This window comes from Niveibacterium sp. (genome assembly GCF_041909475.1).
In the GTDB taxonomy this organism is placed as follows: domain Bacteria; phylum Pseudomonadota; class Gammaproteobacteria; order Burkholderiales; family Rhodocyclaceae; genus Niveibacterium.
Map to the genome: position 1 here is coordinate 89149 of NZ_JAYRDJ010000002.1, position 26911 is coordinate 116059.

The following is a 26911-nucleotide window of genomic DNA, read 5'->3' on the forward strand; positions in this document are numbered from 1 at the left end:
GGCGGGGGCCGGAAAAGCGTGAATGATAGACGGGTAGCGCAGACCTGGCTGCCCGGCTGGTGTGACGAATCAGAATTTTGCGTTGGGGCGACGAATCGTGATGTGCCATCCGTCACTGCCACGCAGACCTGCGTCCCATATTCCGCCCCAGCCAACTACTTTTCCGGCTTGACGGAACACGGGCATCGCTGCGCGCCACCAAGGCGGGATGCCGGCGCTGCGCGCGAGCGTTTTGAGATCGCGCGCCGGGCGTGTCGGATCCGGCCGGAGCCGCTCACCGCCGCGGCGGGCCGAGAGCATGAGGGAACCGGGTTGTACTTGCAGGCCGTTGCTTGGCGTCGGCGCGAAGTGCAATTCGACGTCGCCCCAGCGAAGCAGGGCTTCGCCCTGCCAGACGCAAGCGGGCCCGGCTGCCGGCAGGCTCGCGCACTCGAACCACACGTTGTCGTCCTCGACGCACAGTGCCCAGGCGCCAAACCTTGCGCGCCAGGGCCCCGCGGTGGTGCGCAACTGGCGCTGGGCCTCGGCGAGCTGATCGGTATCGGGCGCCGCATAGCCGTGGGCGGCGAGCCGTGACCGCAGCAGATTTCGAAGTCGGGCATCGCTCAGTGCAAGCAGTCCCGTACGCGACAAGCCACCTTCTCGGGCGAGTGCTGTGTGGTCGATGCTCGCGAGTTCGTCGAGCAGGCTGGCCGCTTCATCGAAGTGCCCCGTGGCGCGGGCAAGAGCCGCCTCGGCGCCGGGAAAGCGGGCGTTCAGCGTTGCGAGCACTTCGTGGCGAATGAAGTTGCGACTGAAGTGTGTGTCGGCGTTGCTTGGGTCTTCGATCCAGCTCAGATCCGCGGCCTTGGCCCAAGCGTGCAGCGCCGATCGTGGCGTGTCGAGCAGCGGGCGCAGCAGGCCGGGTCTGCCGCCGCGTAGATCCGCTTCGCGCATGGCGGCTGCGCCGGGCACGCCGCAGCCGCGGCAGAGCCGGTGCAGCAGGGTTTCCGCCTGGTCGCCACGGTGGTGGGCGAGCACCAGCCAGTCGCCGCCGAGGGTGCGCAATGCCTTGTGGCGGGCGTCTCGCGCCGCGGCCTCGACGCCGCCGCCGTGTGTGACATCGACGCTGACCTGCAGCGTGGTCAGCGGCACCGCGAGCGCCTCGCACACTGCGGCGCAATGGGCGGCCCAGCCGTCGGCAGCGGCCTGCAGGCCATGATGCACATGCGCAGCGCGCAGCGTTAGCCCGAGCGCAGGCGCGACGCGGGCGAGCAGGTGCAGGAGTACGGTGGAATCAAGACCGCCGCTGAAGGCGGCGGCGAGCGTCTGGCCGGGCTGCGTGATGCGCGCCAGCCGGGCTTGGACGTGCGCAACAAGTGGTTCAAGAAGCGGCACGGCGCCCGGTTGGCCGGGCGCCGTGGGCCGCTCTGGATCAGGCAACCGCCTGCTCCTTGAAGCGGCCGTAGCCCATGATCTTCTGATAGCGCTGTTCGAGCAGTTCGTTGGTCGGCAGATCGGCCACCTGGCGCAGTGCGTCGGCCAGTGCGCGCTTGAGGCTTTGCGCCATGGCACGGTGGTCGCGATGCGCACCGCCGACCGGCTCGTTGATCACCTTGTCGATCAGGCCGAGCGACTTCAGGCGCGATGCGGTGATGCCCATGGTTTCGGCGGCGTCTGATGCCTTGTCCGCGCTCTTCCACAGAATCGATGCGCAGCCTTCCGGCGAGATCACCGAATAGGTTGAGTACTGCAGCATCATCACTTGGTCGCCGACGGCGATCGCGAGCGCGCCGCCCGATCCGCCTTCACCGATGATGGTGGCGATCAGCGGCACTTTCAGTTCCGTCATCACGTAGAGGTTGCGACCGATCGCTTCGGACTGGCCGCGCTCTTCCGCATCGATGCCCGGGTAGGCGCCCGGCGTGTCGATGAAGGTGAAGATCGGCAGGCCGAACTTCTCGGCCAGTCGCATCAGGCGCTCGGCCTTGCGATAGCCCTCGGGGCGCGGCATGCCGAAGTTGCGCATGATCTTTTCTTTGGTGTCGCGGCCCTTCTGGTGGCCGATCACCATGCAGGGCGTGCCGTTGAAGCGTGCCATGCCGCCGACGATGGCCTTGTCATCGGCGAAGCTGCGGTCGCCGTGCAGCTCCTTGAAGTCGGTGAACAGGTGCTGCACATAGTCCAGCGTGTAGGGGCGCTGGGGGTGGCGCGCGACCATCGCGATCTGCCACGGCGTGAGCTTGGCGTAGATGTCCTTGGTCAGCGCCTGGCGCTTGACTTCAAGGCGGGCGATTTCCTCGGAGATGTCGACCGCGGAGTCGTCCTGTACGAAGCGCAACTCTTCGATCTTGGTTTCCAGCTCCGCGATCGGTTGCTCGAAGTCGAGGGCAGTGATTTTCATGCCATACCGCTTTTTGAAAGGTGGGCGATTGTACCCGATGGGCTCGCAGGGATATTCCGTTACTGCTGAAGCAGTTGATTTGGCGCCCGCTCAGGACGTGGCGACCTGATAGCAGCGGATTTCGTGGTCCGCACCGCGTTCGATCAGCTCGCCAGGCAGCAACTTCAGCGCTTTGTTCTGCCCCAGCAGGAACAGCGGAGCGCCGGGCCTCACGCCCGGCAGCGGCACGGCAAGGCGGATCGTGGCATCGCGCTGCAGGGGATCGAGCAGCAGCACGCGCACATGCTGAGCGCCGTCGTCGGCGTGCGCGGCCATTGGGTGCCACGACATCACTTCCACGCCGATATGCAGGGTGTTGTCCGACAGATGCTGCATGCGCCGTACGATGCCGGCCAGCCAGCGGGTGCCGTCGTGCGAATGCAGGCCCAGCAGGGCGCCGACGCGCAGGCGACTGCGTTCATCGACCGGCAGCGTGAGGCCGATACCGTGCAGGCTGGCGTCGCGCTGCTCCCACTGGCTCATGGGGGCGCTGGCGTTGCCGGACAGCAGCTCGGCCAGCGGCTCAAGCCCTTCGATCACGTGAAGCTGGCCGGGCAGGGCGTGGCGCCGGTGGCGCCGCACTGGCGGCTCTTCGGACCAGTGTCGCGCGATGTGGCGCAGCAAGGGGGCAAGGTAAGGCGCGTCGTCGGCTTCGATGCCTAGGGCGGGCGGCAGCGTACCGCCGCGGACCAGCAGTTCCATCTCGAACAAGGTGTCCAGCGTGGCGCCGCCACTGAAGTAACGCACCGTCGGGCTGGCCTGGGGCGGTCGCGCCATCCGCATCGGCGCCTGGCCGAGCGACGGGTCGACCCAGAACACGCTGTCGCGCTCCGGGGTGTCGGTCAGGCGCAAGGTGCCCAGCACATAGTGAATGACATGGCCCGCGAGCAGGATCTGGCGTTCGTCGAGCTCATCCATTGCCGCGGTGGCGAAGGCCACTGTGCGCAGGTACTCGCGTGCCGTGGTCGTTTCGGTCTGGCGGTTGCTGCGCAGCCGCACCGGCTGGTCGAGCAGGCCGTGCTGTGCGGCGGCCAGATAGGCCTGACCACAGCGCCGCCAGTGGCCCGGATCGTAGGGGCCATAACGCAATGCGTCCCAGCGCTGGGCGGCGCTTGCGGCACGTAACAGACGTACTGCCACGTCGGCCGTCAGTTGCACATAGGGTTTGCGGCCGTTGCCGAGCAGCCGCAGCAGATCTTCGTAGCGTTCGCACAGCAGGCGCAGGAAGCTGCGCGTGGCGAGCCAGCGCGCGGTGGAGCTCGGCGACCATTTGAGGCGGCTCTCGACATAGCGGTCGGCCAGCGCGCGGGCGTGCGGCTGCATCGCTTCGTCGAAGCTGACCAGCAGGCGCAGCAAGGCGGTTGGGTCGCTTCCTTCGTCCGGGGCGCCGACGGTTTCCAGCCAGCCCGTCGCCTCGCGCAACGCATCATCGGGCGTGTGCGCGCCGATTTCCGTGACCGCGCGCTGCAACTCGCGCAGATCGGCCAGGGGGTGCTCCGGATTGGATGGGAATAGCTTGAGCATGCCAACTCTATGTGAACTCCGTCACGATTCTACGCTGCGGGCGGCGCGCTCACTATCTTGTTCTTGCGCCGGCTTGCACGCCTCACCACCGGTACAATGACGGCTTTTTTCGGCCGGGCTTTACCCATGCGGCAGTATCACGAACTCATGCGCCATGTGCTCGAACGCGGTCACCACAAGTCCGACCGCACGGGCACTGGCACCCTCTCGGTCTTCGGCTGGCAGATGCGTTTCGATCTGGCCGAAGGCTTTCCGCTTGTCACCACAAAGAAGCTGCATCTGCGCTCGATCATCCACGAACTGCTGTGGTTCCTGCAGGGCGACACCAATATCCGGTACCTCAAGGACAACGGGGTTTCTATCTGGGATGAGTGGGCCGACGAAAACGGCGAACTCGGTCCGGTGTATGGCAAGCAGTGGCGGCGTTGGGAAACCGCGGACGGCCGCGCCGTCGACCAGATCACGCAGCTCGTAGAGGGTTTGAAGAAGAATCCGGACTCGCGTCGCCATCTGGTGTGCGCATGGAACCCGGGCGAGGTGGACAAGATGGCCTTGCCGCCGTGCCACGCCTTGTTCCAGTTCTATGTGGCGGACGGCAAGCTTTCGTGCCAGCTGTATCAGCGCAGCGCCGACATCTTCCTCGGTGTGCCGTTCAACATCGCCAGTTACGCGCTGCTCACGCTGATGATCGCGCAGGTCTGTGGCTACGAGCCGGGCGATTTCGTGCATACGCTGGGCGACGCGCATCTGTACTCGAATCACCTCGACCAGACCCGCCTGCAGCTTTCGCGCGAATTACGGCCGCTGCCGACGATGCGCTTGAACCCCGACGTGAAGGATCTGTTTGCCTTCCGCTTCGAAGACTTCACGCTCGAAGGCTACGACCCGCATCCGCATATTTCCGCTCCGGTGGCTGTGTAATGACCAAGCTTGCCCTGATCGCCGCAGTTGCCCGCAACGGAACGATCGGCCGCGACAACGCGCTGCCGTGGCGCCTGCGTGACGATCTCAAGCGTTTCAAGGCGCTCACGCTCGGCCACCCGATCGTGATGGGCCGCAAGACCTGGGATTCGCTCGGCCGCCCCCTGCCGGGGCGGCGCAACATCGTCGTCACGCGTCAGCGCGATCTGAAGCTCGAAGGGGCCGAGATCGTGCATTCGCTGGACGAAGCGTTGGCGCTGTGTGGCGAGGTCGAGCGTGCCTTCGTCATCGGCGGCGCGCAGCTTTACGCCGAGGCGCTCCCGCGTGCGGACGAGCTGTGTCTGACCGAAGTGCAGGCCGAGGTCGAGGGCGATGCCCATTTCCCTGACTGGCGTGACGCCGGCTTCACGGAGGTTCGCCGTGAGGGTCATCCGGCCGACGAGGCCAATGATCACGCGTTCGAGTTCGTCGACTACGTGCGTACCTGATGCCGCCACGCGAGCGTGGCCAAGCAATTAAAAAAGGACCCGCCGGGTCCTTTTTATTGGTCTCGTCAGCGCCGCTGCTGCAGCAATGGCTCCAGCAGATCGGACGCGCCGCCCCAGAAGATCTCGATGCCGATACACAGCAGCACGAAGGCGGTGAGGCGCAGCATCACGGTGGTGCCGGTCTTGCCGAGCAGGCCGACGATGCGATCCGCAAAGCCGTAGCAGAGGTAGATGATGATCGCGACGATCAGCACGGCGAGCAGCGCGCCGAGCGGTGCGGCGATCGGGCGTTTGCCGCCCTGGTACACGCTTGCGCCCAGCGTCAGCGCAACCGCGATCGAACCGGGCCCGACGGTGAGCGGGAAGGTATGCGGATAGAAGGCGCGGCTCTCGGCCACCGGGCGGGTCCATTCAATATGCGAGCTGGCGTCGTCGTGGTGAGCGTCGTCGGTCTGCAGCATCTTCCAGCCGATCGAGGCAACCAGCATGCCGCCGGCCACCCTCACCGTGGCGGCCGAGATGCCGAAATACTCCAGCACGTAGGAGCCGATGAACATCGCGGCAAGCAGCAGCAGCGACGCATTCCATGCGACCTGGCGGGCGAGGTAGCGGCGGGTGTCGGCCGATGCGCCGCGCGTGAGCAGCAGGAAAATCGGCGCGCCGCCGGGCGGGTTGATGATCGGCAGCAGCGCCGCGAGGATCAGTGCGGTGTTCTTGACGGCGTACTGAAGGATATCGAGCATCGGGCCGGCGCCAGTGAGGCAAAGCGCGATTGTGCCGCAAGCCGCCTTACTGCGGCGCCCAGCGGCGGCGGAACAGCCACGCGGCGGCCGTGCCCCAGCCGACACTGTGCGCGAGCAGCGCGAACACCTCGGCCGAGATCGCAGAAAACGGCGCGCCGAGCTGGTTCACCGCCAGTGATGCCTGGATGCCAGGCGTGCAGGGCAGCAGCCAGCGTAGCGTCGCGATCGGTTCGGGCAGGGCTTCGGCCGGCCATGGGAAGCCGGACACGAACAGCATCGGAATCGACGAGAACAGCAGCAACTGCATGCCCCGCTCACGCACGCCGAAACACTGCCCGAGGCACAGGCCGAAGGCGCTGGAGGCGAGTGCGAACAGGCTGGCGACGAGCAGCATCTCGGCCAGCCGGGGTGCTTGCGGATAGCCCTGGAAGTGGAACACGAAGCCGAAGTAGTACAAGGCGTTGAGCAGGCCGATCAGGGCAAATGCGGCCCACAGCCCGAAGAAGCCGGACCACGGTTGAGCCTGCAGACGTGTCGGCAGCGGTGCTTGCCCAGCGCGCCGTTGTTCGGCCCACAGCCCGAGCAGCAGCGATATGCCGATCACCAGCGTTTGCTGCACGATCAGCGGCGCCACGCCGGGCACCACGTAGCTGCCGTAGCCCTCATCGACGTTGAACACCGGCCGTGCGATGTAGTTCACCGGCAGCGCGGCGTCGATCGCCTGTTGCGTCGAAGCGCCGTGGCTGGCAAAGCGGCGCACGTCGATGCCGGCCGACACCGTGCCGGCTGCTGCCGCAAAGCCACTCAGCACCGTCTTGTTGATCAGCGCGTAGGCGGCGTTGCCGGCAATCTGCACTTCGGTGCGCTTGCCGCGTTGCACATCCGCCTTCAGGCCGGCAGGAATCAGCGCGACGCCCATCACTTGGCCGCTGGCGAGCGCCGCCTGGGCGGCCGGCAGGTCGCGCCCCACTTGCAGCACGTCGAGCTGCGGACTCGCCATCGCGAAGCGGACCAGCTGGCGCGACAGCGGTGAGTCGTCCAGATCGACGACTGCGACCGGCACCCGTTCGACTTTCTCACGTTCGTAGGGCAAGGGGTAGAAGAACGAATACGCCACGCAGGCACCGAGCAGGAGCAGCACCGCGCCGAGGTCGGCGAGTACCGCACGCCAGGTGGCGAGCATGGCGCGGAGGAAGCTCATCGCGCCCCCCAGCGTTCCGGTTGCACGGCAACGCGTTGCAGCGCCAGCAGGCTGCCGACTGCACCTACCACCAGCATCAGCAGCAAAGTCGCAAGCGGCGTTGCGGACGCGGCGAGCGGTGCGCCCATCAACCATTGCTGGTTCTGCAACTGAATCCACCACGTCAGCGGCAGGATCGCCGCCCACGCCTTCGCGGCGGCAGGCATTGCGATCAAGGGGAAAGCCTGGCCGACGTAGGCGAAGGCGGGCGCGGTGTAGAAGCCGACCACGCTGAGCGCGCTACGCAGGTTGGCGGTTGCGGCGGCCACCATCGCGCCCAGCAGCAGGTAGGCCGCCACCATGACCAGCATGCCGGCGATCAGGATCACCCGCGATGTGTTCGCCATCTCACCCCGCAAGGGGCCCCAGGCGAGCAGGAAGGCGACGCCCCACGCACTGAACACGGCAAAGGCAGGCAGCAGCTTGCCGAGCAACGCGCTGGCGTGCTGCCCGTCCGCCGCAGCGAGCCAGGCTGGCAGGCTGCGGTCGCGGATCTCGCGGCCGACGACGCTCGCACCCACCACCATGATCAGGATCTGCAGGATCGCTGGCACCAGCGCGCCGCCGAGAAAGGTCTGGTAGTCGGTCGATTCGTTGTAGAGGCTGGTGAGCCGCAGGCTGATCGGCTGGGCGCTGTCGCGTACCGCGATCGCGGATTCACCGCGCTTTTCGCGCGCGACCATGCGGATGCCCGCACCGAAGGTCAGCGTTGCGGCCTGCACATCCTTCGCCAGAATGCCGGCCGCGGTGGCGAACTGGGCGTTGAAGAAACACAGCACGTCACCCTGTTCGCCTCGTTTGATGCGTCGCTCGAAGCCTTCCGGAATCTCGATCACGCCGTACAGCGAACGGGTGCGCATTGCCTGCATGGCGGCCGCATGGTCGGCGGGCGCTGCGGTGATGCGCATCCCAGGTGCGGCATCGATCAGACGCGCGAGCTGGCGTGACAGCGGCGAGTGGTCGGCGTCGATCAGGCCGACCGGTAGATCGCGGATCTGGCCTGCGCTGAAGATCGCGGCGATCAAAAGGCCGGTCAGCAGCGGCAACCACAGCAGCAGCGCCTGGTCCCAACGGTCGCGCGCGAGGTGTGATAGCTCACGCCGCAAGCTGCGGCGGAAGGCCGGAGCCGTCATGCCTCAGGGGCGTACGATCACGCTCATGCCGGGCCGCAGCTCGGGCGGTGGCACAAGCGGTTTGGCTCGAACTTCGAAGGTACGCAGATCGACGCCCTGCGTGCCGCGCACATTCTTCCAGGTGGCGAAATCCGGCAGCGGCGCCAACCAGGTGACTTTCATCCGCAGGGTCTTTCCGAGTGCCGGCAGTTCCGCGTCGAATTCGGCGCCTTGCTTGAAGCGTGCGAGCTGGTCTTCACGCACGTTCAGCAGTGCCCAGCTGTCGCTGCGGTCGACCAGCGAGATCACCGCAAAGCCCTGCGGTGCGATTTCTCCGGCATGGATCTGTACTTTCGCCACTTCGCCCGCGGCCGGCGCAAGGATGCGTGTCTCGCGCCGATAGGCCTGCACCTCGGACATTGCGCCGGCTGCCTGCCTGGCCTGCGCGGCGGCGGCGGCCTTGTCTTCGCTGCGTGCGCCGTTGCGCGCCATGTCGTACTGCGCCCGTGCCGCGTCGGCCTGCGCGCGGGCGGCGTGGGCCTGCGTTTGTGCCTCGTCGTGCTTCTGCTGGGCGATGAGGCCCTCACGGTACAGCGACGCAATGCGCCGGGCCGTGGTCTCGGCCAGCTCCGCCGCGGCGACCGCGCGTTGCCAGTTGAGCTCGGCCATGCGAATCTCTTCGCTGCGCGCGCCGGTCTGCGCCTTGGTGCTGACGGACTCTGCGGCATCGTGCGCCGCGGTGGCCTGCGCGAGCTTGGCATCGAGTTCCGGGCTTTCGAGTTCGAACAGTGCCTGCCCGGCGGTGACGCGCTGGCCTTCCTCCACCAGTACGCGGGCGACCCGCCCAGGCACCTTGCTCGCGACATCAATGCTGCGCGATTCGATCTGGCCCTGGATCGGCAAGGGGGCCGGGTGGGTGGCGGCCCATACGCCCCAGGCAACAAGGCCTAGCGCGGCGAGCCCGACGGTGGTGGCGGCAAGTGATCTGGCGTTCATGGCTGGCGGCCCGCGGTAAGGGTGGGGCGTTCGATACGGATGTCGGCGTGGGCGGCGTATTCGTTGAAGCGCTCACTCTGGCCGCTGGCTTCGAGCAGTTCGGCGAGGGCGACGACGTAATCGCGCGCGGCCTGGGCACGGTCGATCTCTGCACGCGACAGCGACAGCCGCGCGTCGACCAGATCGAGCGAGGTGCTGAGCCCTTCGCCGAAGCCGCGTTCGCGCAGCTGCACGTTTTCCTTCGCGAGCGCGATGCTCGACTCGAGCAGCAGATAGCGCTGGCGTGCCTGTTCCAGCTCGCGCCAGCGCTTTTCGATCAGCGTCGAGATGTCGTCGCGCGCTTGCTCGGTGTAAGCGGTTACGCCTGCACTCTGGCGCTGGCTCGCCGCGATCATGCTGCTGCGGTCGAGGCGGTCGAGCAGCGTGAAGCGCACGCCGACGCCGACGATCCAGTCCGGCTCGACCGGTGTCAGCACTTCCTTGTTGAGCTGATAGCTGCCGAATGCGAACACTTCCGGCAGCAGCGCCGAGCGGGCGATGGTTTCGAGTTGCGTGGTCTGCTGGCGCTTGGCGTCGAGCAGCGCGAGCCCCGGATGCGCGGCAAGCCCCTGCTGGGTCCAGCGCTCGATCGGCTCGACCGGCGTGCTGCGTACGAACAGCGGTGATGAGGGGACCACGTCCTGTGTCGCGGCGAGCATGCGGTTCAGCGCGATCTGCGCCAGTGTGCGATCGTCCTGCGCCTTGAACAGATTGCGCTGCGCCTCGTCGTAGGCGACTTGCGCATGCAGCCGGTCGGCGCGCGCGATCAGGCCGGTCTTCTCGAAGCGCTCGGCCTGATGCAGGTGCTGGGTGAGGGCGTCGAGCACCGCAGTGCGCACCGCCACCGCGTGTTCGGCAAGTTGCAGGCCGTAGTAGTACTTCACCAGTTGCGTGGTGAGCGCTTCCTCGGTGTGGCGCAGTTCGGCGCCAGCCTCGGCGGTACGCGCGGTGGCGAGATCCTGCGTGGCGCTGATCTTGCCGCCGGTAAACAGCGGCCAGTTGAAGCCGAGGATCGGCCGCACGCCTTCGTTCTTGTACTTGTAGTCGAGGGTGGCGGGCAGCGCGGGCAGCTTGACACCCGTAGCGCCACCGATCGCCCCGACCGCCTGATTCAGCGCGCCGGTAATCGGCGCGACGTCGACTTCGTAGTCGCGCTCCAGCTTCGAGTACGCCACGGTCGCGTTCACCTGCGGCAGTGACAGCGAGCGCGTGGCTTCGGCCTCGAGTTCGCGGGCTTCGCGGTTCAGGCGTGCCGCGCGCAGCGTGCCGGATTTGTCGGTGAGACGCAGCTGGGCGGCTTCAAAACTCATCGGCTCAGCCTGCGCGCAGGCGAGGCCGACGCCCAGCACCAGGGCGGTGACGGGGCGCAAGGAATGGGCGCGGAGAAGGCGGCAAGCGAGGGCGCTGGCGGGTTTGAACACGGTGTTTTTTCGGTTCAGCGGAAGCGCATGGTAGCGCTCACGTTACTGCTCAGGCAATTACGAGTCCAGCTGGAAAGCTGCAACTTTTCAGCGCCTTCTCATGTTTGCCGTGCTGGCGGGGCGTACGCAACGCAGCGCCCCGCACATGCTCGGAGTGTTCAGCGGCCCGCCGGCTCCGCGACGAACACTTCGATGCGTCGGTTGCGGGCGCGCCCCTCGGCGGTGTCGTTGCTCGCCAATGGGTTGCGTTCGCCACGGCCGTCGATGCTGATGCGGTTGCTGGCCACGCCGCGGTCGGCAAGATAGTCGCGGGTGCTGGCGGCGCGGTTCAGCGACAGCGGGTCGTTCACCGCGTCGGAGCCGGTGTTGTCGGTGTGGCCGATGATGCGGATGTGGGTTGCGCGGTTCTCGTTCAGCGTCGTCGCGAAGCGGTCCAGCACCGGGCGCATGTTCGGTTTGATGTCGGCACGGCCGGTGTCGAACGAGAAGTCGCCCGGCACTTCCAGCTTGAGCTGGTTGTCACTAGTTTGCGAAACCGCCACACCCGTACCTGCGGTGGCTTTTTCCATCTCGCGCTTCTGCTTTTCCATGTGCGAAGACCAGATGTAGCCACCCGCCGCGCCCACCGCTGCGCCGATCGCGGCGTCGCGGCCGATCTTGTCGCTGCCGGTGACAGCGCCGATGATTGCGCCCGCTGCGGCACCGCCGAGCGCACCCAGGCCAGTGCCCTTGGCTTTCTCCTGCGAGCTTTCGTCCATGGTCGCGCAGGCACTTAGCGTCAGGCTCGCTGCGGCGAGCAGGCAGGCCAGTCGGGTGATTTGCATGGGGCTCTCCAATCAGCTGGATCAATCGCCGAATTTTGCGCCCGCGCCGGCGGAATCGTATCCGCAAAAATGTGAAAAGCCGCTTGCGCGGCTTTTCGGGTGTGGTGATTCGCGCGGTGTCAGCCCTGGCGTACGCAGTCCACGTAATACTTCTTCTTGCCGTCCACCACTTCGCTGACGAGGCCGTGCACATCGGTCTCAAAGCCGGGGAAGCGTTCGTTGAATTCGCGCACGAACTTCAGGTAGTTGCAGATCGTCGCGTTGAAACGCTCGCCCGGAATCAGCAACGGGATCCCCGGCGGGTAGGGGGTCACCAGCATCGCGGTGATGCGGCCTTCGAGTTCGTCGATCGACACGCGCTCGATCTCGCGGTGCGCCATTTTCGACCACGCGTCGGTCGGCCGCATCGCCGGCTCCATGTCCGACAGGTACATCTCGGTCGTCAGGCGAGCGACGTCCTTGGTGGCGTAGAAATCGTGGATCTGCTGGCACAGATCCTTCAGGCCGATCTTCTCGTAGCGCGGCTGCTTGGCGATGAATTCCGGCATCACGCGCCACAGCGGCTGGTTGCTGTCGTAGGCGTCCTTGAACTGCTGCAGCTCGGTCACCATGGTGTTCCAGCGGCCCTTGGTGATGCCGATGGTGAACATGATGAAGAAGGAGTACAGGCCCGTCTTCTCGACGATGATGCCGTGCTCGGAGAGGTAGCGCGTGAGGATGCTCGCCGGGATACCCCAGTCCGAGAAGTGGCCCTCGACATCCAGCCCCGGCGTGATGATCGTCGCCTTGATCGGGTCCAGCATGTTGAAGCCTTCGGCGAGCTTGCCGAAGCCGTGCCAGTGGTCCTCGGCGCGCAGCATCCAGTCTTCGCGCAGCGCCATGCCGTCGTCGGCGAGGTAGTCCGGGCCCCAGACCTTGAACCACCAGTCCGCGCCCCATTCCTCGTCCACCTTGCGCATGGCGCGGCGGAAGTCGAGCGCTTCGGCGATCGACTCCTCGACCAGCGCGGTGCCGCCGGGCGGCTCCATCATCGCAGCCGCGACGTCGCACGAGGCGATGATCGCGTACTGCGGCGAGGTGGAGGTGTGCATCAGGTAGGCCTCGTTGAAGCTCGCCAGATCGAGGTGGCGGTTCTCCGAGTTCTGCACCAGGATTTGCGAAGCCTGCGACAGGCCGGCAAGCAGTTTGTGCGTCGATTGCGTGGAGAACATCATCGACTCCTTGCAGCGCGGGCGGTCCGCACCGATGGCGTGGTAGTCGCCGTAGAAGTCGTGGAAGGCGGCGTGCGGCAGCCAGGCTTCGTCGAAGTGCAGGGTGTCGATCTTGCCGTCGAGCTCCTGCTTGATTTCCTCGACGTTGTAGAGCACGCCGTCGTAGGTGCTCTGCGTGATCGTCAGCACCCGCGGCTTGGCGTTCTTGTCGGTGATGAAGGGGTTCCGGGCGATCTTCTTCTGGATGTTCTCCCAGCTGAATTCGCTCTTCGGAATCGGGCCGATGATGCCGAAGTGGTTGCGCGTCGGCATCAGGAACACCGGAATCGCGCCGGTCATGATGATCGAGTGCAGGATCGACTTGTGGCAGTTGCGGTCCACCACCACGATGTCACCCGGCGCCACGGTCGAGTTCCACACGATCTTGTTCGACGTGGAAGTGCCGTTGGTGACGAAGAACAGGTGGTCGGAATTGAAGATGCGCGCGGCGTTGCGTTCCGACGCGGCAACCGGGCCGGTGTGGTCGAGCAGCTGGCCCAGTTCATCGACCGCGTTGCACACGTCGGCGCGCAGCATGTTCTCGCCAAAGAACTGGTGGAACATGCGGCCGACCGGGCTCTTCAGGAAGGCAACACCGCCGGAGTGCCCCGGGCAGTGCCACGAATACGAGCCGTCGGCGGCGTAATGCACCAGCGCGCGGAAGAAGGGCGGCGGCAGGCTGTCGAGGTAGGCGCGGGCCTCGCGCACGACGTAGCGCGCGATGAACTCCGGCGTGTCCTCGAACATGTGGATGAAGCCGTGCAGTTCGCGCAGCACATCGTTCGGGATGTGGCGGCTGGTGCGCGTTTCGCCGTGCAGGAAGATCGGGATGTCCGGGTTGCGGAAGCGGATCTCCTGCACGAAGGCGCGCAGCTCGCCGATCGTCTCTTCCGCTTCGTCCGAGGTCAGCTCCTCGTCATCCACCGACAGGATGAAGCCCGAGCCACGGCTTTGTTGTTGCGCGAACGAGGTCAGGTCGCCGTAGCTCGTGACGCCGAGCACTTCCATGCCCTCTTTACCGATCGCCTCCGCCAATGCACGGATACCGAGGCCCGAGGCGTTTTCCGAACGGAAGTCCTCGTCGATGATGATGATCGGGAAATCGAAACGCATGGCGGATTCTCCGCGAAGCCAAAAGAGAAAAACGGGGCCGGTGCGGTGGCACCCCCCGTCGGAAAGGCGCGAATGATAACAGCGTCAGGCTGCAGGGGAAGTGGCTTGGTGCGGCTTGTGTCGCAGATGCAGAAAACCGTGTCGTGCTCGTGCGGAAACCGCTTTCAGATCAATTGCTTGCGGAATTCGTCGATACGGCGCCGAGAACATATCTGCTGATCCAAAACAAACGGCCCTGCGAAAAGGCAGGGCCGTCCGGGGTGCGCGAGCGCGGGGCTCAGATCTTCGGCAGCGTTACGCCGGTCTGGCCGAGGTACTTGCCGCCGCGGTCCTTGTACGAGGTTTCGCAGATCTCGTCGCTCTCGAAGAACAGCATCTGCGCGACGCCTTCGTTCGCGTAGATCTTCGCCGGCAGTGGCGTGGTGTTCGAGAACTCCAGCGTCACATGGCCTTCCCACTCGGGCTCGAGCGGGGTCACGTTCACGATGATGCCGCAGCGCGCGTAGGTACTTTTGCCCAGGCACACCGTCAGCACCGAGCGCGGAATGCGGAAGTACTCCACCGTGCGGGCCAGGGCGAACGAGTTCGGCGGGATGATGCAGTAGTCGCCGGTGAAGTCCACGAAGGTCTTGTCGTCGAAGGCCTTGGGGTCAACGATCGTCGAGTTGATGTTCGTGAACACCTTGAATTCGTTGGCCACGCGCACGTCGTAGCCGTAGCTCGAGGTGCCGTACGAGACAATCTTGTTGCCATTGACCGAACGCACCAGTTCGGGCGCAAACGGCTCGATCATGCCGTGCTGTTCCGCCATGCGGCGGATCCACTTATCGGATTTGATGCTCACGGTTCGAGCTTCCAGCGAAAATTTAAACCGCCCATTCTACCTGTCCGCCCCGGTTTCGGGACGCCGACACCGGCGAAGGGCCGGCGCGGCATGCCGACATGGGCTCAGAGGCTGGTTTTCTCGGCTGCGGCCTTGTCTTCCGGCGCTGCGTCCTTGGGTGCGGCTTCGTCCTCGATCTTGTAGCTCGGGTCGCCGGCCCAGCGGGTCAGATCCTTTGCGAGCGCCACAGCGCAGCGATCCAGGATCGAGCAGGTGCCCTTGAAACCACCCCACATGCCGCCGGTGGACCAGCGGTTCGCACGCGTCTTGCGGACGACCTTGCCGTTCTCCAGCAACTCGACGTACACCGTGATTGCCTTCGGGCCGCTCCAGCCGCCACCGCCAACGCCCAGCACATGCGAAACCTGCATGCGCATGACCTGAGCGCCATTCGCTTCGGCTTGGGTGCTGATGGGGCTGCCGCCACCGTACTTCTTGTTAAGCGCCGAAGTCATAGCGCGCGAGACTTGTTCTTCGGGGCGGCACTCGTCCTTGACCTTCTGCACGATGCTCGAGTCTTGCGTGTAGGTCACCGGCGCCAGCAGCACGACGCGGTCAGCGGCGAATACAGGGCTTGCCAGCGTGCTGGCGATCAGTACGGAGAGGATGCGTTTCATTGAGGGAGCCCGATCGAATCTGATGGTGTAGAGAGCGCCTGCGCCAATGCGGTGTCGGCGTAGGCGGAAAGCGCTGAACGCTAGCATGAGTCGCTCCGTGGCACTGTGAGATCCGTCTTGTCGCGATGGCGCATGCGCGCCAAACTGGCGGCCCTGCCCGCATGGGCTTCGTCTCCCGGACGTGCCGAATGGCTCCGACCTATCGCGTTTTACCCCTGTATCTGTTGCTTGCACTGAGCGTGCTGACGGCTTGTGGTCGCAAGCAGGAATTGGCGCCGATGCCGGGCGACCTGGCAGCGGCGCCCGCCGCCTTGAGCAAGCGCGCCGATGCGGGCGAGGCCGCATCGGCTGAGCCGGCGCAGCAGCGTTACCTCGCGCTGACGCATCGCTACACGATCGAGTCGGCACCGCAGCGCATGCGGGCGGTGATCGATGCACACCTTCAGCGCTGCCGTGAGCTGGACTGCGTGGTGCAAAGCGAGAGCTTCAGTTCGCCGGCGAACGACTCGCTGCCCAGCGGCCGCATCGCGGTGCGGGTTGCTCGCAAGCAGGCGTCGGCCTTCGCGGCGGGCCTGGCCGGGCCGGGTGCACGGGTGCTGCGGCAGGTTACGGACACTGAAGACCGCACCCTGCAGGTGGTGGACGTCGAAGCCCGTATTGCGAACCTGCAGCAACTTCGCGAACGCTTGCGGGCGCTGATGGGCGATGTGCGCAGCGGCGTGAAGGAACTGGTTGAGATCGAGCGCCAGCTTGCCGAGACCCAGGGCGAACTCGACAGCCTCGCGGCGCAACGCAAGGTGCTGGCGCTGGAGACGGATCGCGAGTTGTTCGAGATCGACTACCTTTCACAGCGCAGCGCCGTGGAGCGCGGCATGCTGGACCCGGTGCGTGACGCGCTGCTTGGCGTGGGGCACACCGTCGCGGGCAGCCTGTCCGCCCTGATTACCTTCGTTGCCGGTGCGCTGGTCTGGCTGCTGCCGGCCTGGTTGCTATGGCGCTTCCTGCGATCCCGCCGCCAGCACGACCAAGACTGAATTGAACCGGATTCCCAGTGAGGATGTTTCATGCTTGAACTGCATTACTACCCGAGCAACGCGAGCTTGGCACCGCACATGCTGCTGGAAGAGCTTGGCGTGCCTTACGCGCTGCGGCTGGTCGATCGTACGCAGGGCGCGCACAAGTCGCCCGAGTATCTGAAGCTCAATCCGAATGGTCTGATCCCGGTGCTGGTGGATGGCGATCTGGTGCTGTACGAGAGCGCCGCGATCTGCCTTCACCTCGTTGATACGCATCCGGGCGCCGGGTTTGCACCGGCGTTGGGCACCGCGCAGCGCGCGCACTTCTACAAATGGATGAGCTGGCTCACCAACACCTTGCAGGCAGCACTGATCATCTACTACTACCCGGAACGCTGGGCTGACACACCGGAGGCGGTGGCGCAGGTGAAGGCGCATGCGGAGGCGCGAATCGGCGACCAACTCGATCTGCTGGATGCCGAATTCGCGCGCCATGGGGGTGATTGGCTGCTCGGTGAGCACATCTCGGCGGCGGACTTCTTCGCGCTGATGCTGTGCCGCTGGACGCGCGGCTTTGCGCGACCTGCGCGCAGCCTGCCGCATCTGGGCCCCTTCATCGAGCGCATGTTCGCGCGGCCGGCGGTACGCCGCGCGTTCGAACAGGAAGCGCTGCCGCAGCCATGGGCATGAGCATGCAAAGCGGCCGCGGCGTGGCGGCGCTGTACTTTGGGGTGATGCTGGCCTTCGTGGCGTCGGCGATCCACCCGCACGACTACCCGACCTGGTTGCTCGAAACCCTGCCGGCGATGATCGCCCTGCCGCTGCTGTGGGCCACGCGCAAGCGCTTCCCGCTGACGACCTTGCTCTACGTGCTGATCGCGCTGCATGCGCTGGTGCTGATCGTGGGCGGAACCTGGACCTACGCCGAGGTGCCGGCCGGTTTCTGGGTGAAGGACTGGTTCGGGCTGTCGCGCAACCCCTACGACAAGCTGGGCCACTTCATGCAGGGGCTGGTGCCGGCGCTGCTGGCGCGCGAGATCCTGCTGCGCAAGGGCTACCTGACGCATCGCGGCATGGCGGCCTTCCTGTCGCTGTGCGTGGCCGAGGCGATCAGCGCCTGGTACGAGCTGATCGAGTGGTGGACCGCGCTGGCGCTCGGGCAGGGGGCAGACGCGTTTCTCGGCACCCAGGGCGACCCCTGGGATACCCAGTCCGACATGTTTCTCGCCGGCATCGGTGCCGCAGTGGGGCTGTTACTGTTGCGCCGTTTGCACGACGCGCAGATCGCGAGACTCGGTTAACGCCCGGCCCGCGCTTCAGCGGCCGTCGAGCGTCGCCATCAGCCGTTCGATGAGGGCGTCGCGCTCGGCGTTTTTCTGTGCATCGACGTCCTGCCGTTCACGGTCGTGGCCAGCAAGGCTTTCGACCGCACGCTCGATGTCCAGCATCACCACAGGCGCGCCGCAGTACGGGCAGTTGCAGTCGCGCAAGGCATGCAGCGGCGCACCGCATTGCCGGCATGCAACCGCCATCAGTCGGTTCGGCTGTGCGAGATCCGCCTCGGCCACGTTGCGCAGCAGGCCTTTCTCGGCGAGGAACTGCGCGTGCGTCACCGCATGGCCGTCCGCCTTGCGGCAACGGAAGTGGATCATGCGGCCGTAGCGGCTCATGTTGTGGATGCGCTCGAGCGGGCCGCTGCAGCGCGGACACTGCAGGCGCTCGCCAAGCGGCCGTTCGGCAGCCGCCTCGCTCGCAGCGATCAGGCGGAAGAGTTCCAGCAAGCCGTCGTGCGTGAGGTTGGCGGTTTCCATCTGGTCGAACCAGAGCAGCCGGCAGGCGGCGCAATGGTCGATCTCGACGACGGCGCCGTAGTGCGCGGCGAGTGACAGCCGGGCCATCTCGGCGGCGCAGTTGGGGCAGCGGGCGACAGTGCTCATGTTGGTTTGCGCAGCGGGCTCAGCAGTTGCGACAGCTCTACCGCCGAGCGCACGCCCATCTTGTCGAAGATGCGGGCGCGGTGGACTTCCACCGTGCGCATCGAGATGTCCAGCGCGTCGGCGATCTGCTTGTTGAGCTTGCCTTCGAGGATGCGGCTCATCACTTCCTGCTCACGCGGTGTCAGCGCAGCCAGCCGCGCTTCGAGGTTGGCGCGCGAGCCCTGGTCGGCGCGATTGCGGGCATCGAAGGCGAGCGCTTCCTGCACCAGGTCGACCAGCTCGTTGTCGTTGCAAGGCTTTTCCATGAAATGCCATGCGCCGCGCCGAAGGAGTTGCACCGCGGTTGGCACATCGGCGTGACCGGTGAGGAAGAGTACCGGCAGCGTCACGCCACGGGCGAGCATCTGCTCGAAACACTCCGGGCCGCTCATGCCGCCAAGGCGCACATCGAGCACCACGCAGCCGCGCATCGAGGGCTCCAGCGCGGCGAGGAAGTCTTCGCCGCTCGCCCAGGTGCGGCACGCGAGGCGGCGGCTTTTCAACAGCCACGCGAGCGCGTCGCGGATGGCTTCGTCGTCATCAACGATGTGTACCAACGGTTCCATGTCAGGCTCCGGCGGCCCGCATAAGGGCCGGACTGCAGATGATCAATGCGGCGCTGCTTGCCATCCTAGACCTTGATTGGCAGCGCCAGGTGGAAGAGCGTACCGCCCTCCGGGTTGGCTTCAAACCACAGCCGCCCGTGGTGCAGTTCGGCGATCGAGCGGCAGATGTTGAGCCCCATGCCCATGCCTTCCGCCTTGGTGGTGAAGAGCGCTTCGAACATGCGCTCGCCGACTTCCGGTGCGATGCCGCTGCCGCGGTCGGCGACCGTGACGCGTATCCAGCCCTCCACCAGCGCCGTGCGAACCGTCAGCGCCCGGCGGCCGGGTGGGGTGTCGCGCATCGCATCAAAGCCGTTGCGGATCAGGTTCACCAGCACCTGTTCGAGCATCACGGTGTCGGCATGCACGGGGGGAAGATCCGGCGTCAGCTCACTGACCAGCAGCACCGCGCGGCGGCGTGCTTCCGATTGCACCAGCTCGAAGGCTTCCTTCACGGCGGCGTTGATCACCGCGGGGCGGAAGTTGGATTCGCGTTTGCGCACGAAATCATGCACCCGCCGGATGATCTGCCCGGCGCGCGTGGCCTGCTGGGCGAGCTTTTCGATCGCGGTTTCGATTTCGCTCTGCGGCAAGCTGCCGCTGCGCAGCGCGTTGAGCGCGCCGGTGGCGTAGCTTGTGATGGCGGCGAGCGGCTGGTTCAGCTCGTGCGCGAGGGATGAAGCCATTTCGCCCATGGTGACGAGGCGGGCGTTGGACTGCAGTTTCTCCTGCTGCTGGCGGGTCAGTTCTTCGGCGCGGCGCCGTTCGGTGATGTCCAGCACCGAGCCCATCCAGCCGGTGTGCTTGCCGTCGGCGTCGATCAGCGGTGCTTCGTAGATCAGCACGTCGAACTTTTCGCCGTTCTTGCGCCGGAAGCGCAGCTCCACGCCCTGCGAGGGGGCGTCGCCGGCGAGGATGCTGTCATGAACGGCGCGGGTGCGGTCCAGCTCGTCCGGCACCCAGTAGGGCATCGGCGGCGCCATGCCGACCAGTTCCTCGGCGCTCCAGCCGAACATGCGGCAGAAGGCGGGGTTCACGTAGGTGATGCGGCCGCTCAGGTCGCGCGCGCGCAGGCCGGTCAGCAGCGAATCCTCCATCGCCTGGCGCACCGCCATTTCGCGCCGCAGCGCCTGTTCGGCCAACTGCCGCCGCCGCATGTGCCGGCGCAGCATCCAGAGGCTCCACACGGTGGCGGCGGCGAACGCGATGACCGCGCCGGCGAAGGCGAGCGGCACCAGCCGGGTGCCGCTGCGGTAGCCTTCAACCTTCAAAGCGAGCCCGTGGCCGGGCGGATCGAAGGGGATCTCGTAGCTCAGTTCCGCCGCGAGCGGGGCGACCTGCGATTTGGCCGCAACGACGGTGCCGCGCTGATCGAGGATGGAGAGCCGGTAGCGTTCCGAAAACCACCACGGCACCTGCGTCGACAGCATTTGCTGGAAGCTGTAGACGGCGACGACGTAGCCGACGAGGCTGCGCCCGTCGTGCCATGGCGTGGCGACGGCGAAGCTCGGCTCGCTTGGCGGGCCGGGCAGGTAGGCGTAGCCCGAGCGCCCGAACGCGCGCGAGATGTCCGCCGCTTCCTGCACCAGCTCCGGGTCTTCCGGCCGCAGCTCGGGCGGCCATGCGCCGCGTGCCGACAGTCGTGCGTCCACCCACAGCACACGCACCACGCCGCTGTCGCCGCCGGCGAGCTGGCGCAGCCGAGCGATCGTTTGCTCGCTTGGCGCTGGGGCCGCGAACAGGTCGGGCGCCAGCTGGCGCAGCACGCCTTCGTTGCGTTCAAGCTGGAAGCGCAGGTTCTGCTCGATCCAGAGCACATCGGAGACGAGTGTTGCGCGCTGGTCCTCTCGATCCTGCCGCAGCGTGAGCGCGACGAAGCCGGCGATGCCTGCCACCAGTGCGATCAGCGCGAGTGCGGGCAAGCGCCAGTACCACTCGCTGCTGTGATGGGATGGGGCTGCCGGCATGCTCATCGCGTCAACTCCCTGGGTGCTCAGTTCGCTCGCGCGGCCGGTTCGGCGAGCCGCCCCTGATACAGCGCCGCGACCATGTCGCTCTGCGTGACGATGCCGACCAGCCTGCGTTCGTCGTCGATCACCGGGATGTGGCTGTGCCCGCCACCCGACAGGAGCGGCACCAGGGTAACGAGGTGCATGTCGGGGTGTGCAGTCTGAACCGGACTGCTCATCAGCTGGCCGACCACTTCGGGCTTGTCGGACGTCATGCTCGCGGTGCGCCGGATCAAGGCCTTGAGCCGCTTGTCGAAGCTTGGATACGCGTCAAGATCGACCTGCTTCATGAAATCGACCTGCGTGATGATGCCGGTCACGCGGTTTGCACGATCGACCACCGGCAGCGCCTTGATGCGGTGTTCGCGCATCAGCGACCAGGCGTCCTGCAGTTCGGTGCCGAACTCGGCGGTGATGACATCGCGCGTCATGATGTCGCCGATCGTGATCTCGCCCATGCGGCGCCGGTAGGCGTGTGCCTCGGCCTGCTGGAACATCGATTGCAGATCGTCACGGTCGATGTCCAGCACCTGGTTGTATTCACGCAGCACGGCGTCGAGGTCGGCGGCGACGAAGCCTAGGCGATCGGGCGGCGCTTCAGGGGTTTTCGCCGGCGGGTGTCGATGCGGATAGGGGCGGCCGGAGAGGTTGTTGAAGGCCAGTGCCACCGCCAGCAGCGCGGCGGAATTGAGCAGCACAGGCGCCAGCGCAAAGCTGAAGCCCATCGCATGGACTGCCGGGCCGCCCAGCACCGCCGTCAGTGCCACCGCGCCGCTCGGCGGATGCAGGCAGCGCAACGCAAACATCGCCCCGATCGCGATGCACACTGCGAAAGCGCCCGACATCAGCGGGTCGTGGAAGATTTTCCAGCTCGATACGCCGATCAAGGCTGCAACAAGGTTGCCGCCGATGATCGACCAGGGCTGCGCAAGCGGGCTCGACGGTACGCCGAACAGCAGCACGGCCGAGGCACCCATTGGTGCGATCAGCAGTGGCAGATCGCTGCCTTTGCCCAACACCGCATGCGTGATCAGGCCAGTGAGCAGGATGCCCAGCAGGGCCCCCGCGCAGGCGCGCAGGCGCTCGGTGGCGTTGGCGGTGACTGGCGCGGGCGCCAATGACCTGAGCCACTGGATGAACGGGGTGTCGCGGAATCGCATCGCTTTCGGCGTCGGGGGCGTTGGGGGCGTTGGGGGCGCGGGAGGCGCATGTTAGCGCAGCCGCCACCGCTCCCCGGGACCGCGCATGGTTGTGGAACTCCACAATGGCCCGATAGGGCCGGCGGCCCTAAAACTCCAGTATCCGCAGCCCGCCCTGAACACGCGGCCCGATTTCACGAGATTGCCCAAGGAGACTTCACCATGCAACGTCGCACACTCGCCGCATCGCTGCTACTCACGCTTGCAACCTGGTCTCTGCCTGTGGCGGCGCAGCAGCAGATCGTGATCAAGTTCAGTCATGTGGTGGCACGCAACACGCCGAAGGGCGAGGCCGCCGAGCGATTTGCCCAGCTTGCTGCGGCCAAGACCGGCGGGCGCGTGAAGGTGGAGGTGTACCCGAACAGCCAGTTGTACAAGGACAAGGAAGAGATGGAGGCGCTGCAACTGGGCGCGGTCCAGATGCTGGCACCGTCGCTGGCGAAGTTTGGCCCGCTCGGCGTGAAGGAGTTCGAGGTTTTTGATCTTCCTTACATCTTCGATGGCTATGACGCGCTGCATCGGGTGACGAACGGCCCGATCGGCAAGGACCTGCTCAAGCGCCTGGAGCCCAAGGGCATCATCGGGCTCGCCTACTGGGACAACGGATTCAAGGACTTCTCGGCCAACAAACCGCTGAAGACGCCGGCCGACTTCAAGGGCCTCAAGATGCGTATCCAGTCGTCCAAGGTGCTCGACTCGGAAATGCGGGCGCTTGGCGCCAACCCGCAGGTGATGGCTTTCTCCGAGGTGTACCAGGCACTGCAAACCGGCGTGGTGGATGGCACCGAAAACCCGCCGTCCAACTTCTACACGCAGAAGATGCATGAGGTGCAGAAGTACATGACCCAGACGGGCCATGGCTACCTCGGCTACGCCGTGATCGTGAACAAGAAGTTCTGGGACGGTTTGCCGGCCGACATTCGCGCCCAGCTGGAAGACGCGATGGCGCAGGCAACCCGCTACGCCGACGCGGTGGCGCAAAAGGAGAACGCCGACGCGCTGGAGGCGGTGAAGAAGTCGGGCAAGACGCAAGTGCTCGCGCTGTCGCCGGCCGAGAAGGCCGAACTGAAGAAGGTGCTGCTCAAGGTGCACAAGGAGCAGGAGTCGCGCGTCGGCGCCGAGCTGATCAAGGCGATCTACAAGGAGACCGGATTCAACCCGGCCAACCCCTGAACCCCTTTTCGGGGCGGTGCGCGGTGGTTAGGGGGGACTGCCGCGTGCCCGCTGCCGGCCCGGCCATGTTTGGCCGATTCTTATCCGGAGACATCCAATGAAGATCCTCGATCACATCGAGGAATGGTTGATCGCGACCCTGATGGGCGCGGCCACGGTGATCATCTTTGTCGCCGTGCTGCACCGCTACCTGTCCGGCTTCGCCATTCCCGGCCTGCAGGACTGGCTGTTGTCGATCAACCTTTCCTGGGCGCAGGAGCTGTGCATCATCATGTTTGTGTGGATGGCGAAGTTCGGCGCGGCCTACGGCGTGCGTACCGGCATCCACGTCGGCGTGGATGTGCTGATCAACCGGCTCGACGATCGCAAGCGCGCGAAGTTCGTGCTGTTCGGCCTGTGTGCCGGCGCCTTCTTCACTGGCATCGTGGCGGCGCTGGGTGCGCGGTTTGTGTGGGAGAACGGTTTTCACCACGCGCTGTTCTCCAAACTGGGCATCCCCGGTGACACTTTTGAAGGGCCGACCACGCCGGACCTCGAATGGCCGACCTGGATCGTGTATTCCGCGATTCCGCTCGGTTCCGGCTTGATGTGCTTCCGCTTCCTGCAAGTGGCTTGGGCCTTCGTGAAGACCGGCGAGCTGCCGCATCACGACCATGGCCATGTCGATGGCCTTGATGAGGAATCGGATGCCGAGCCGCCGTCGGTTGGCGAAGCCTTCGCCGAGGGCGAAGACATCGCCCACGGCTACGGTGGTTCGCGCCGCTTCAAGGCCGCGCAGCAGCGCGATGCGGACGAGGAGGGCAAGCAATGAGCGCGCTGATCATCTTCGGCCTGTTGCTGGCCCTGATGCTGACCGGCATGCCGATCTCGATTTCGCTTGGCCTGACGGTGCTGACCTTCCTCTTCACGATGACGCAGGTGCCGATCGAATCGGTGGCGCTGAAGCTCTTCACCGGTATCGAGAAGTTCGAAATCATGGCGATTCCGTTCTTCATCCTGGCCGGCAACTTCCTCACTCATGGCGGTGTCGCGCGGCGGATGATCAACTTCGCCACCTCGATGGTCGGCCACTGGCATGGTGGCCTGGGGCTGGCGGGCGTCATGGCCTGCGCGCTGTTCGCCGCGGTGTCCGGCTCGTCGCCGGCGACGGTGGTCGCCATCGGCTCGATCCTGCTGCCGGCGATGGTCAAGGCCGGTTTCCCGAAGCGTTTCGGCGCTGGTGTGATCACCACCTCCGGTGCGCTAGGCATCCTGATCCCACCCTCGATCGTGATGGTGATGTACTCGGTCGCCACCAACACCTCAGTCGGTGCGCTGTTCATGGCGGGCGTGGTGCCGGGGCTGATGCTGGCGGCCTTTCTCGGCTTCACTACCTGGTATCGCGCGCGAAAATTCGGCTACCCGCGGCAGGCCAAGGCGAGCTGGGCTGCGCGCCTCAAGGCCTTCCGCGAATCCATGTGGGGCCTGTTCCTGATCATCGTCGTGATGGGGGGTATCTACACCGGCATCTTCACGCCGACCGAGGCGGCGGCGATGAGCGCCGTGTATGCCTTCATCGTCGCGGTGTTCGTGTACAAGGACATGCCGCTTGCCGGCGTGCGCAAGGTGCTGCTCGATTCCGCCAACATGAGCGCGATGCTGCTCTACATCATCACGAACGCGGTGCTGTTCTCCTTCATCATGACCAACGAGAACATCCCGCAGCAGCTGGCCGACTGGCTGCTCGCGCAAGGCCTCGGGCCGATTGCCTTCCTGCTCGCGGTAAACGTGCTGCTGCTGGTGGCGGGTAATGTGATGGAGCCCTCGTCGATCGTGCTGATCATGGCGCCGATCCTGTTCCCGGTGGCGGCCAAGCTCGGCATCCACCCGGTGCACTTTGGCATCCTGATCACGGTGAACATGGAGGTCGGCATGTGCCACCCGCCGGTCGGGCTCAACATGTACGTCGCTTCCGGCATCACCAAGATGGGCATCACCGAACTGACGGTTGCTGTGTGGCCATGGCTGCTGACAATGCTGGTATTCCTCGGGCTGGTGACTTACGTGCCAACCTTGTCGCTGTGGTTCCCGCGCATGCTGGGCATGATCCAGTAGTGGCCGATCTGGTTCGCCGGAATGAAAAAGGGGCGCCCGAAGCGCCCCTTTTTGTTCATTCAGATGCGTTTACTGCGCCAGCGGAATCGTCGCAGCCTGGTCAAAACGCAGCAGTGCGTCGATCTTTGCTTCGATCTGCATGAAACGCGCCGCCTTGGCGGCCGGGATCGCCTTCGCCATCTTGTCGAAGTAGCTGGCACGCAACTTGAGCAGGTCCCGCTCGGCCGCATTGATTTCGCCGACCAGGCGCTTTGCGTTGGCGTTGGTGAGTTTCGCATCCACCGCGACGAAGTCGATCATCGCGAGCGTCAGGCGTTGGCGGACCGGCGCGCCAGCCTTCTCGTACTGATCGTACAGCGGCCAGAACTTGTCTGCCTCGGCTGCGGTCAGCAGCATGTTGTCGGCAACCACCTTCTTCTTGTCGGTGCGGATCTGATCGCGCAACGCTTGCACGGCGGCCGGATCCGGCGCCGCGGGCGTGGCGGCTTCGGCCAGCGGAGTGAGTAGGGCGGCAGAGCAGACCAGAGCAGCGAGGAGTTGCTTCATCATGAGTCCTTTCGACGGGAAAGCCGTGAGTCTAGGGGTTCAGCGGGGTGCTGGACTATCGTTCCCGCGCCAGAAAATTCGCTCGATTGACCGGGCTCCGCGCCGTTTCGTTTTGGCACAAGAAGGCTACGGCCCGGTAAATTTTCCCTGATATAATCAAAAGTTAGCTTTTTTGTACCCAACAATCGTGGAGTTTGAACATGGCTATCGAACGCACCCTATCGATCATCAAGCCGGACGCCGTCGCGAAGAACGTGATCGGCAAAATCTATCAGCGTTTTGAAGACGCGGGCCTGAAGATCGTTGCCGCCAAGCTGGTGCATCTGTCCGAGCAGGAAGCCGGTCAGTTCTACGCGGTGCACAAAGAGCGCCCCTTCTTCAAGGATCTGGTCAAGTTCATGACCTCCGGCCCGGTGATGATCCAGGCGCTGGAAGGCGAGAACGCGATCGCCAAGAACCGCGAGCTGATGGGTGCCACCGACCCGAAGAAGGCTGCGCCGGGCACGATCCGCGCCGACTTCGCCGAGTCGATCGACGCCAACGCCGTTCACGGTTCGGACGCCCCCGAAACCGCCGCCGTTGAAGTGGCGTTCTTTTTCCCGGGCATGAACGTCTACTCCCGCTAAGCGAGGCGTAGCGATCCAACGGATCTGCCGGCGGGAATTCGAACCCCCGCCGGTGGTCTGAACGGTCTCTGCCC

General features: G+C 65.6%; 26 protein-coding genes. 9 read left to right on the forward strand and 17 right to left on the reverse strand.

Annotated elements, in window-relative coordinates:
• Window positions 1–69 precede the first annotated feature (69 nt).
• The 3 genes from tilS to ACE3P0_RS02645 form a co-directional block, all read right to left on the reverse strand.
• Window positions 70–1422, reverse strand: coding sequence for a tRNA lysidine(34) synthetase TilS (gene tilS, locus ACE3P0_RS02635; RefSeq protein ID WP_374399533.1), 1353 nt, complete (start codon window positions 1420–1422; stop codon window positions 70–72).
• Window positions 1415–2383 carry an acetyl-CoA carboxylase carboxyltransferase subunit alpha gene (locus ACE3P0_RS02640; RefSeq protein ID WP_374399535.1) on the reverse strand — a complete coding sequence of 323 codons (969 nt, stop codon included), beginning with the start codon at window positions 2381–2383 and terminating at the stop codon, window positions 1415–1417. Before ACE3P0_RS02640 ends, tilS begins: the two co-directional genes overlap by 8 nt.
• 90 nt (window positions 2384–2473) lie before the next feature.
• Window positions 2474–3946, reverse strand: coding sequence for a hypothetical protein (locus ACE3P0_RS02645; protein WP_374399537.1), 1473 nt, complete (start codon window positions 3944–3946; stop codon window positions 2474–2476).
• A 126-nt stretch (window positions 3947–4072) separates the two neighbouring features.
• Here ACE3P0_RS02645 and ACE3P0_RS02650 point away from each other — a divergent pair, with 126 nt between their 5' ends.
• Together ACE3P0_RS02650 and ACE3P0_RS02655 are read left to right on the forward strand one after the other, a co-directional pair.
• A complete protein-coding gene (locus tag ACE3P0_RS02650) occupies window positions 4073–4867 on the forward strand; it encodes a thymidylate synthase (protein ID WP_374399539.1) in 795 nt (264 codons plus the stop codon).
• Window positions 4867–5355 (forward strand): dihydrofolate reductase, encoded by a 489-nt coding sequence (locus ACE3P0_RS02655; RefSeq protein WP_374399541.1) that lies wholly within the window; start codon window positions 4867–4869, stop codon window positions 5353–5355. The genes ACE3P0_RS02650 and ACE3P0_RS02655 overlap by 1 nt, the downstream gene beginning before the upstream one ends.
• A gap of 65 nt (window positions 5356–5420) precedes the next feature.
• Here the strand turns inward: ACE3P0_RS02655 and ACE3P0_RS02660 are convergent, their stop codons facing one another.
• The 9 genes from ACE3P0_RS02660 to ACE3P0_RS02700 all read right to left on the reverse strand — a co-directional run bounded on the left by ACE3P0_RS02660 (window position 5421) and on the right by ACE3P0_RS02700 (window position 15593).
• Window positions 5421–6098, reverse strand: a complete 678-nt coding sequence (locus tag ACE3P0_RS02660; protein WP_374399543.1) for a MarC family protein — start codon at window positions 6096–6098, stop codon at window positions 5421–5423.
• Window positions 6099–6144: 46 nt separating this feature from the next.
• Window positions 6145–7299, reverse strand: coding sequence for an ABC transporter permease (locus ACE3P0_RS02665; RefSeq protein WP_374399545.1), 1155 nt, complete (start codon window positions 7297–7299; stop codon window positions 6145–6147).
• Entirely contained in the window at window positions 7296–8471 is a 1176-nt protein-coding gene (locus tag ACE3P0_RS02670) for an ABC transporter permease (protein ID WP_374399547.1), read from the reverse strand. Before ACE3P0_RS02670 ends, ACE3P0_RS02665 begins: the two co-directional genes overlap by 4 nt.
• Window positions 8472–8474: 3 nt before the next feature.
• The gene (locus ACE3P0_RS02675) at window positions 8475–9446 is read right to left on the reverse strand and encodes an HlyD family secretion protein (RefSeq protein ID WP_374399549.1); all 972 of its coding nucleotides are present in this window, start codon (window positions 9444–9446) and stop codon (window positions 8475–8477) included.
• Window positions 9443–10855, reverse strand: a complete 1413-nt coding sequence (locus ACE3P0_RS02680; protein WP_374399551.1) for a TolC family protein — start codon at window positions 10853–10855, stop codon at window positions 9443–9445. The genes ACE3P0_RS02675 and ACE3P0_RS02680 overlap by 4 nt, the downstream gene beginning before the upstream one ends.
• A 209-nt stretch (window positions 10856–11064) precedes the next feature.
• Window positions 11065–11730 (reverse strand): OmpA family protein, encoded by a 666-nt coding sequence (locus ACE3P0_RS02685; protein WP_374399553.1) that lies wholly within the window; start codon window positions 11728–11730, stop codon window positions 11065–11067.
• A 119-nt stretch (window positions 11731–11849) separates the two neighbouring features.
• The gene (locus ACE3P0_RS02690; protein ID WP_374399555.1) at window positions 11850–14093 is read right to left on the reverse strand and encodes an Orn/Lys/Arg decarboxylase N-terminal domain-containing protein; all 2244 of its coding nucleotides are present in this window, start codon (window positions 14091–14093) and stop codon (window positions 11850–11852) included.
• A 277-nt stretch (window positions 14094–14370) separates the two neighbouring features.
• The gene (gene dcd / locus ACE3P0_RS02695) at window positions 14371–14937 is read right to left on the reverse strand and encodes a dCTP deaminase (protein WP_172197420.1); all 567 of its coding nucleotides are present in this window, start codon (window positions 14935–14937) and stop codon (window positions 14371–14373) included.
• 104 nt (window positions 14938–15041) lie between these two features.
• Window positions 15042–15593, reverse strand: a complete 552-nt coding sequence (locus tag ACE3P0_RS02700; protein WP_374399558.1) for a hypothetical protein — start codon at window positions 15591–15593, stop codon at window positions 15042–15044.
• A 188-nt stretch (window positions 15594–15781) separates the two neighbouring features.
• On the opposite strand from ACE3P0_RS02700, the gene ACE3P0_RS02705 reads away from it, so the two are divergent.
• From ACE3P0_RS02705 to ACE3P0_RS02715, 3 genes are read left to right on the forward strand one after another with little or no spacing between them, the layout of a single operon-like run.
• Window positions 15782–16627 (forward strand): DUF4349 domain-containing protein, encoded by an 846-nt coding sequence (locus ACE3P0_RS02705; RefSeq protein ID WP_374399560.1) that lies wholly within the window; start codon window positions 15782–15784, stop codon window positions 16625–16627.
• A gap of 30 nt (window positions 16628–16657) precedes the next feature.
• Window positions 16658–17299 (forward strand): glutathione S-transferase family protein, encoded by a 642-nt coding sequence (locus tag ACE3P0_RS02710; RefSeq protein WP_374399562.1) that lies wholly within the window; start codon window positions 16658–16660, stop codon window positions 17297–17299.
• Window positions 17296–17910, forward strand: a complete 615-nt coding sequence (locus tag ACE3P0_RS02715) for a DUF2238 domain-containing protein (protein WP_374399564.1) — start codon at window positions 17296–17298, stop codon at window positions 17908–17910. Before ACE3P0_RS02710 ends, ACE3P0_RS02715 begins: the two co-directional genes overlap by 4 nt.
• A gap of 15 nt (window positions 17911–17925) precedes the next feature.
• Here ACE3P0_RS02715 and ACE3P0_RS02720 read toward each other — a convergent pair whose 3' ends face one another.
• From ACE3P0_RS02720 to ACE3P0_RS02735, 4 genes are all read right to left on the reverse strand, one after another.
• A complete protein-coding gene (locus tag ACE3P0_RS02720) occupies window positions 17926–18546 on the reverse strand; it encodes a zf-TFIIB domain-containing protein (protein WP_374399566.1) in 621 nt (206 codons plus the stop codon).
• Complete coding sequence (locus tag ACE3P0_RS02725) at window positions 18543–19151, reverse strand: response regulator transcription factor (protein WP_374399567.1); 609 nt, start codon at window positions 19149–19151, stop codon at window positions 18543–18545. Before ACE3P0_RS02725 ends, ACE3P0_RS02720 begins: the two co-directional genes overlap by 4 nt.
• 65 nt (window positions 19152–19216) lie before the next feature.
• A complete protein-coding gene (locus tag ACE3P0_RS02730; protein ID WP_374399569.1) occupies window positions 19217–21163 on the reverse strand; it encodes a PAS domain S-box protein in 1947 nt (648 codons plus the stop codon).
• Window positions 21164–21183: 20 nt separating this feature from the next.
• Window positions 21184–22359: an HPP family protein gene (locus ACE3P0_RS02735; RefSeq protein ID WP_374399571.1), complete on the reverse strand. Its 1176-nt coding sequence runs from the start codon at window positions 22357–22359 to the stop codon at window positions 21184–21186.
• 201 nt (window positions 22360–22560) lie between these two features.
• Between ACE3P0_RS02735 and ACE3P0_RS02740 the strand changes: the two genes are divergently transcribed.
• The 3 genes from ACE3P0_RS02740 (at window position 22561) to ACE3P0_RS02750 (ending at window position 25665) form a co-directional block, all read left to right on the forward strand.
• Window positions 22561–23571: a TRAP transporter substrate-binding protein gene (locus tag ACE3P0_RS02740; RefSeq protein WP_374399573.1), complete on the forward strand. Its 1011-nt coding sequence runs from the start codon at window positions 22561–22563 to the stop codon at window positions 23569–23571.
• Window positions 23572–23668: 97 nt separating this feature from the next.
• Window positions 23669–24382, forward strand: coding sequence for a TRAP transporter small permease (locus ACE3P0_RS02745; protein WP_374399575.1), 714 nt, complete (start codon window positions 23669–23671; stop codon window positions 24380–24382).
• Window positions 24379–25665: a TRAP transporter large permease gene (locus ACE3P0_RS02750; RefSeq protein ID WP_374399577.1), complete on the forward strand. Its 1287-nt coding sequence runs from the start codon at window positions 24379–24381 to the stop codon at window positions 25663–25665. The genes ACE3P0_RS02745 and ACE3P0_RS02750 overlap by 4 nt, the downstream gene beginning before the upstream one ends.
• 69 nt (window positions 25666–25734) lie before the next feature.
• Here the strand turns inward: ACE3P0_RS02750 and ACE3P0_RS02755 are convergent, their stop codons facing one another.
• A complete protein-coding gene (locus ACE3P0_RS02755) occupies window positions 25735–26214 on the reverse strand; it encodes a hypothetical protein (protein ID WP_374399578.1) in 480 nt (159 codons plus the stop codon).
• A gap of 197 nt (window positions 26215–26411) precedes the next feature.
• Here ACE3P0_RS02755 and ndk point away from each other — a divergent pair, with 197 nt between their 5' ends.
• Window positions 26412–26837, forward strand: a complete 426-nt coding sequence (gene ndk, locus ACE3P0_RS02760) for a nucleoside-diphosphate kinase (RefSeq protein WP_172197459.1) — start codon at window positions 26412–26414, stop codon at window positions 26835–26837.
• The last annotated feature ends 74 nt before the right edge of the window (window positions 26838–26911 follow it).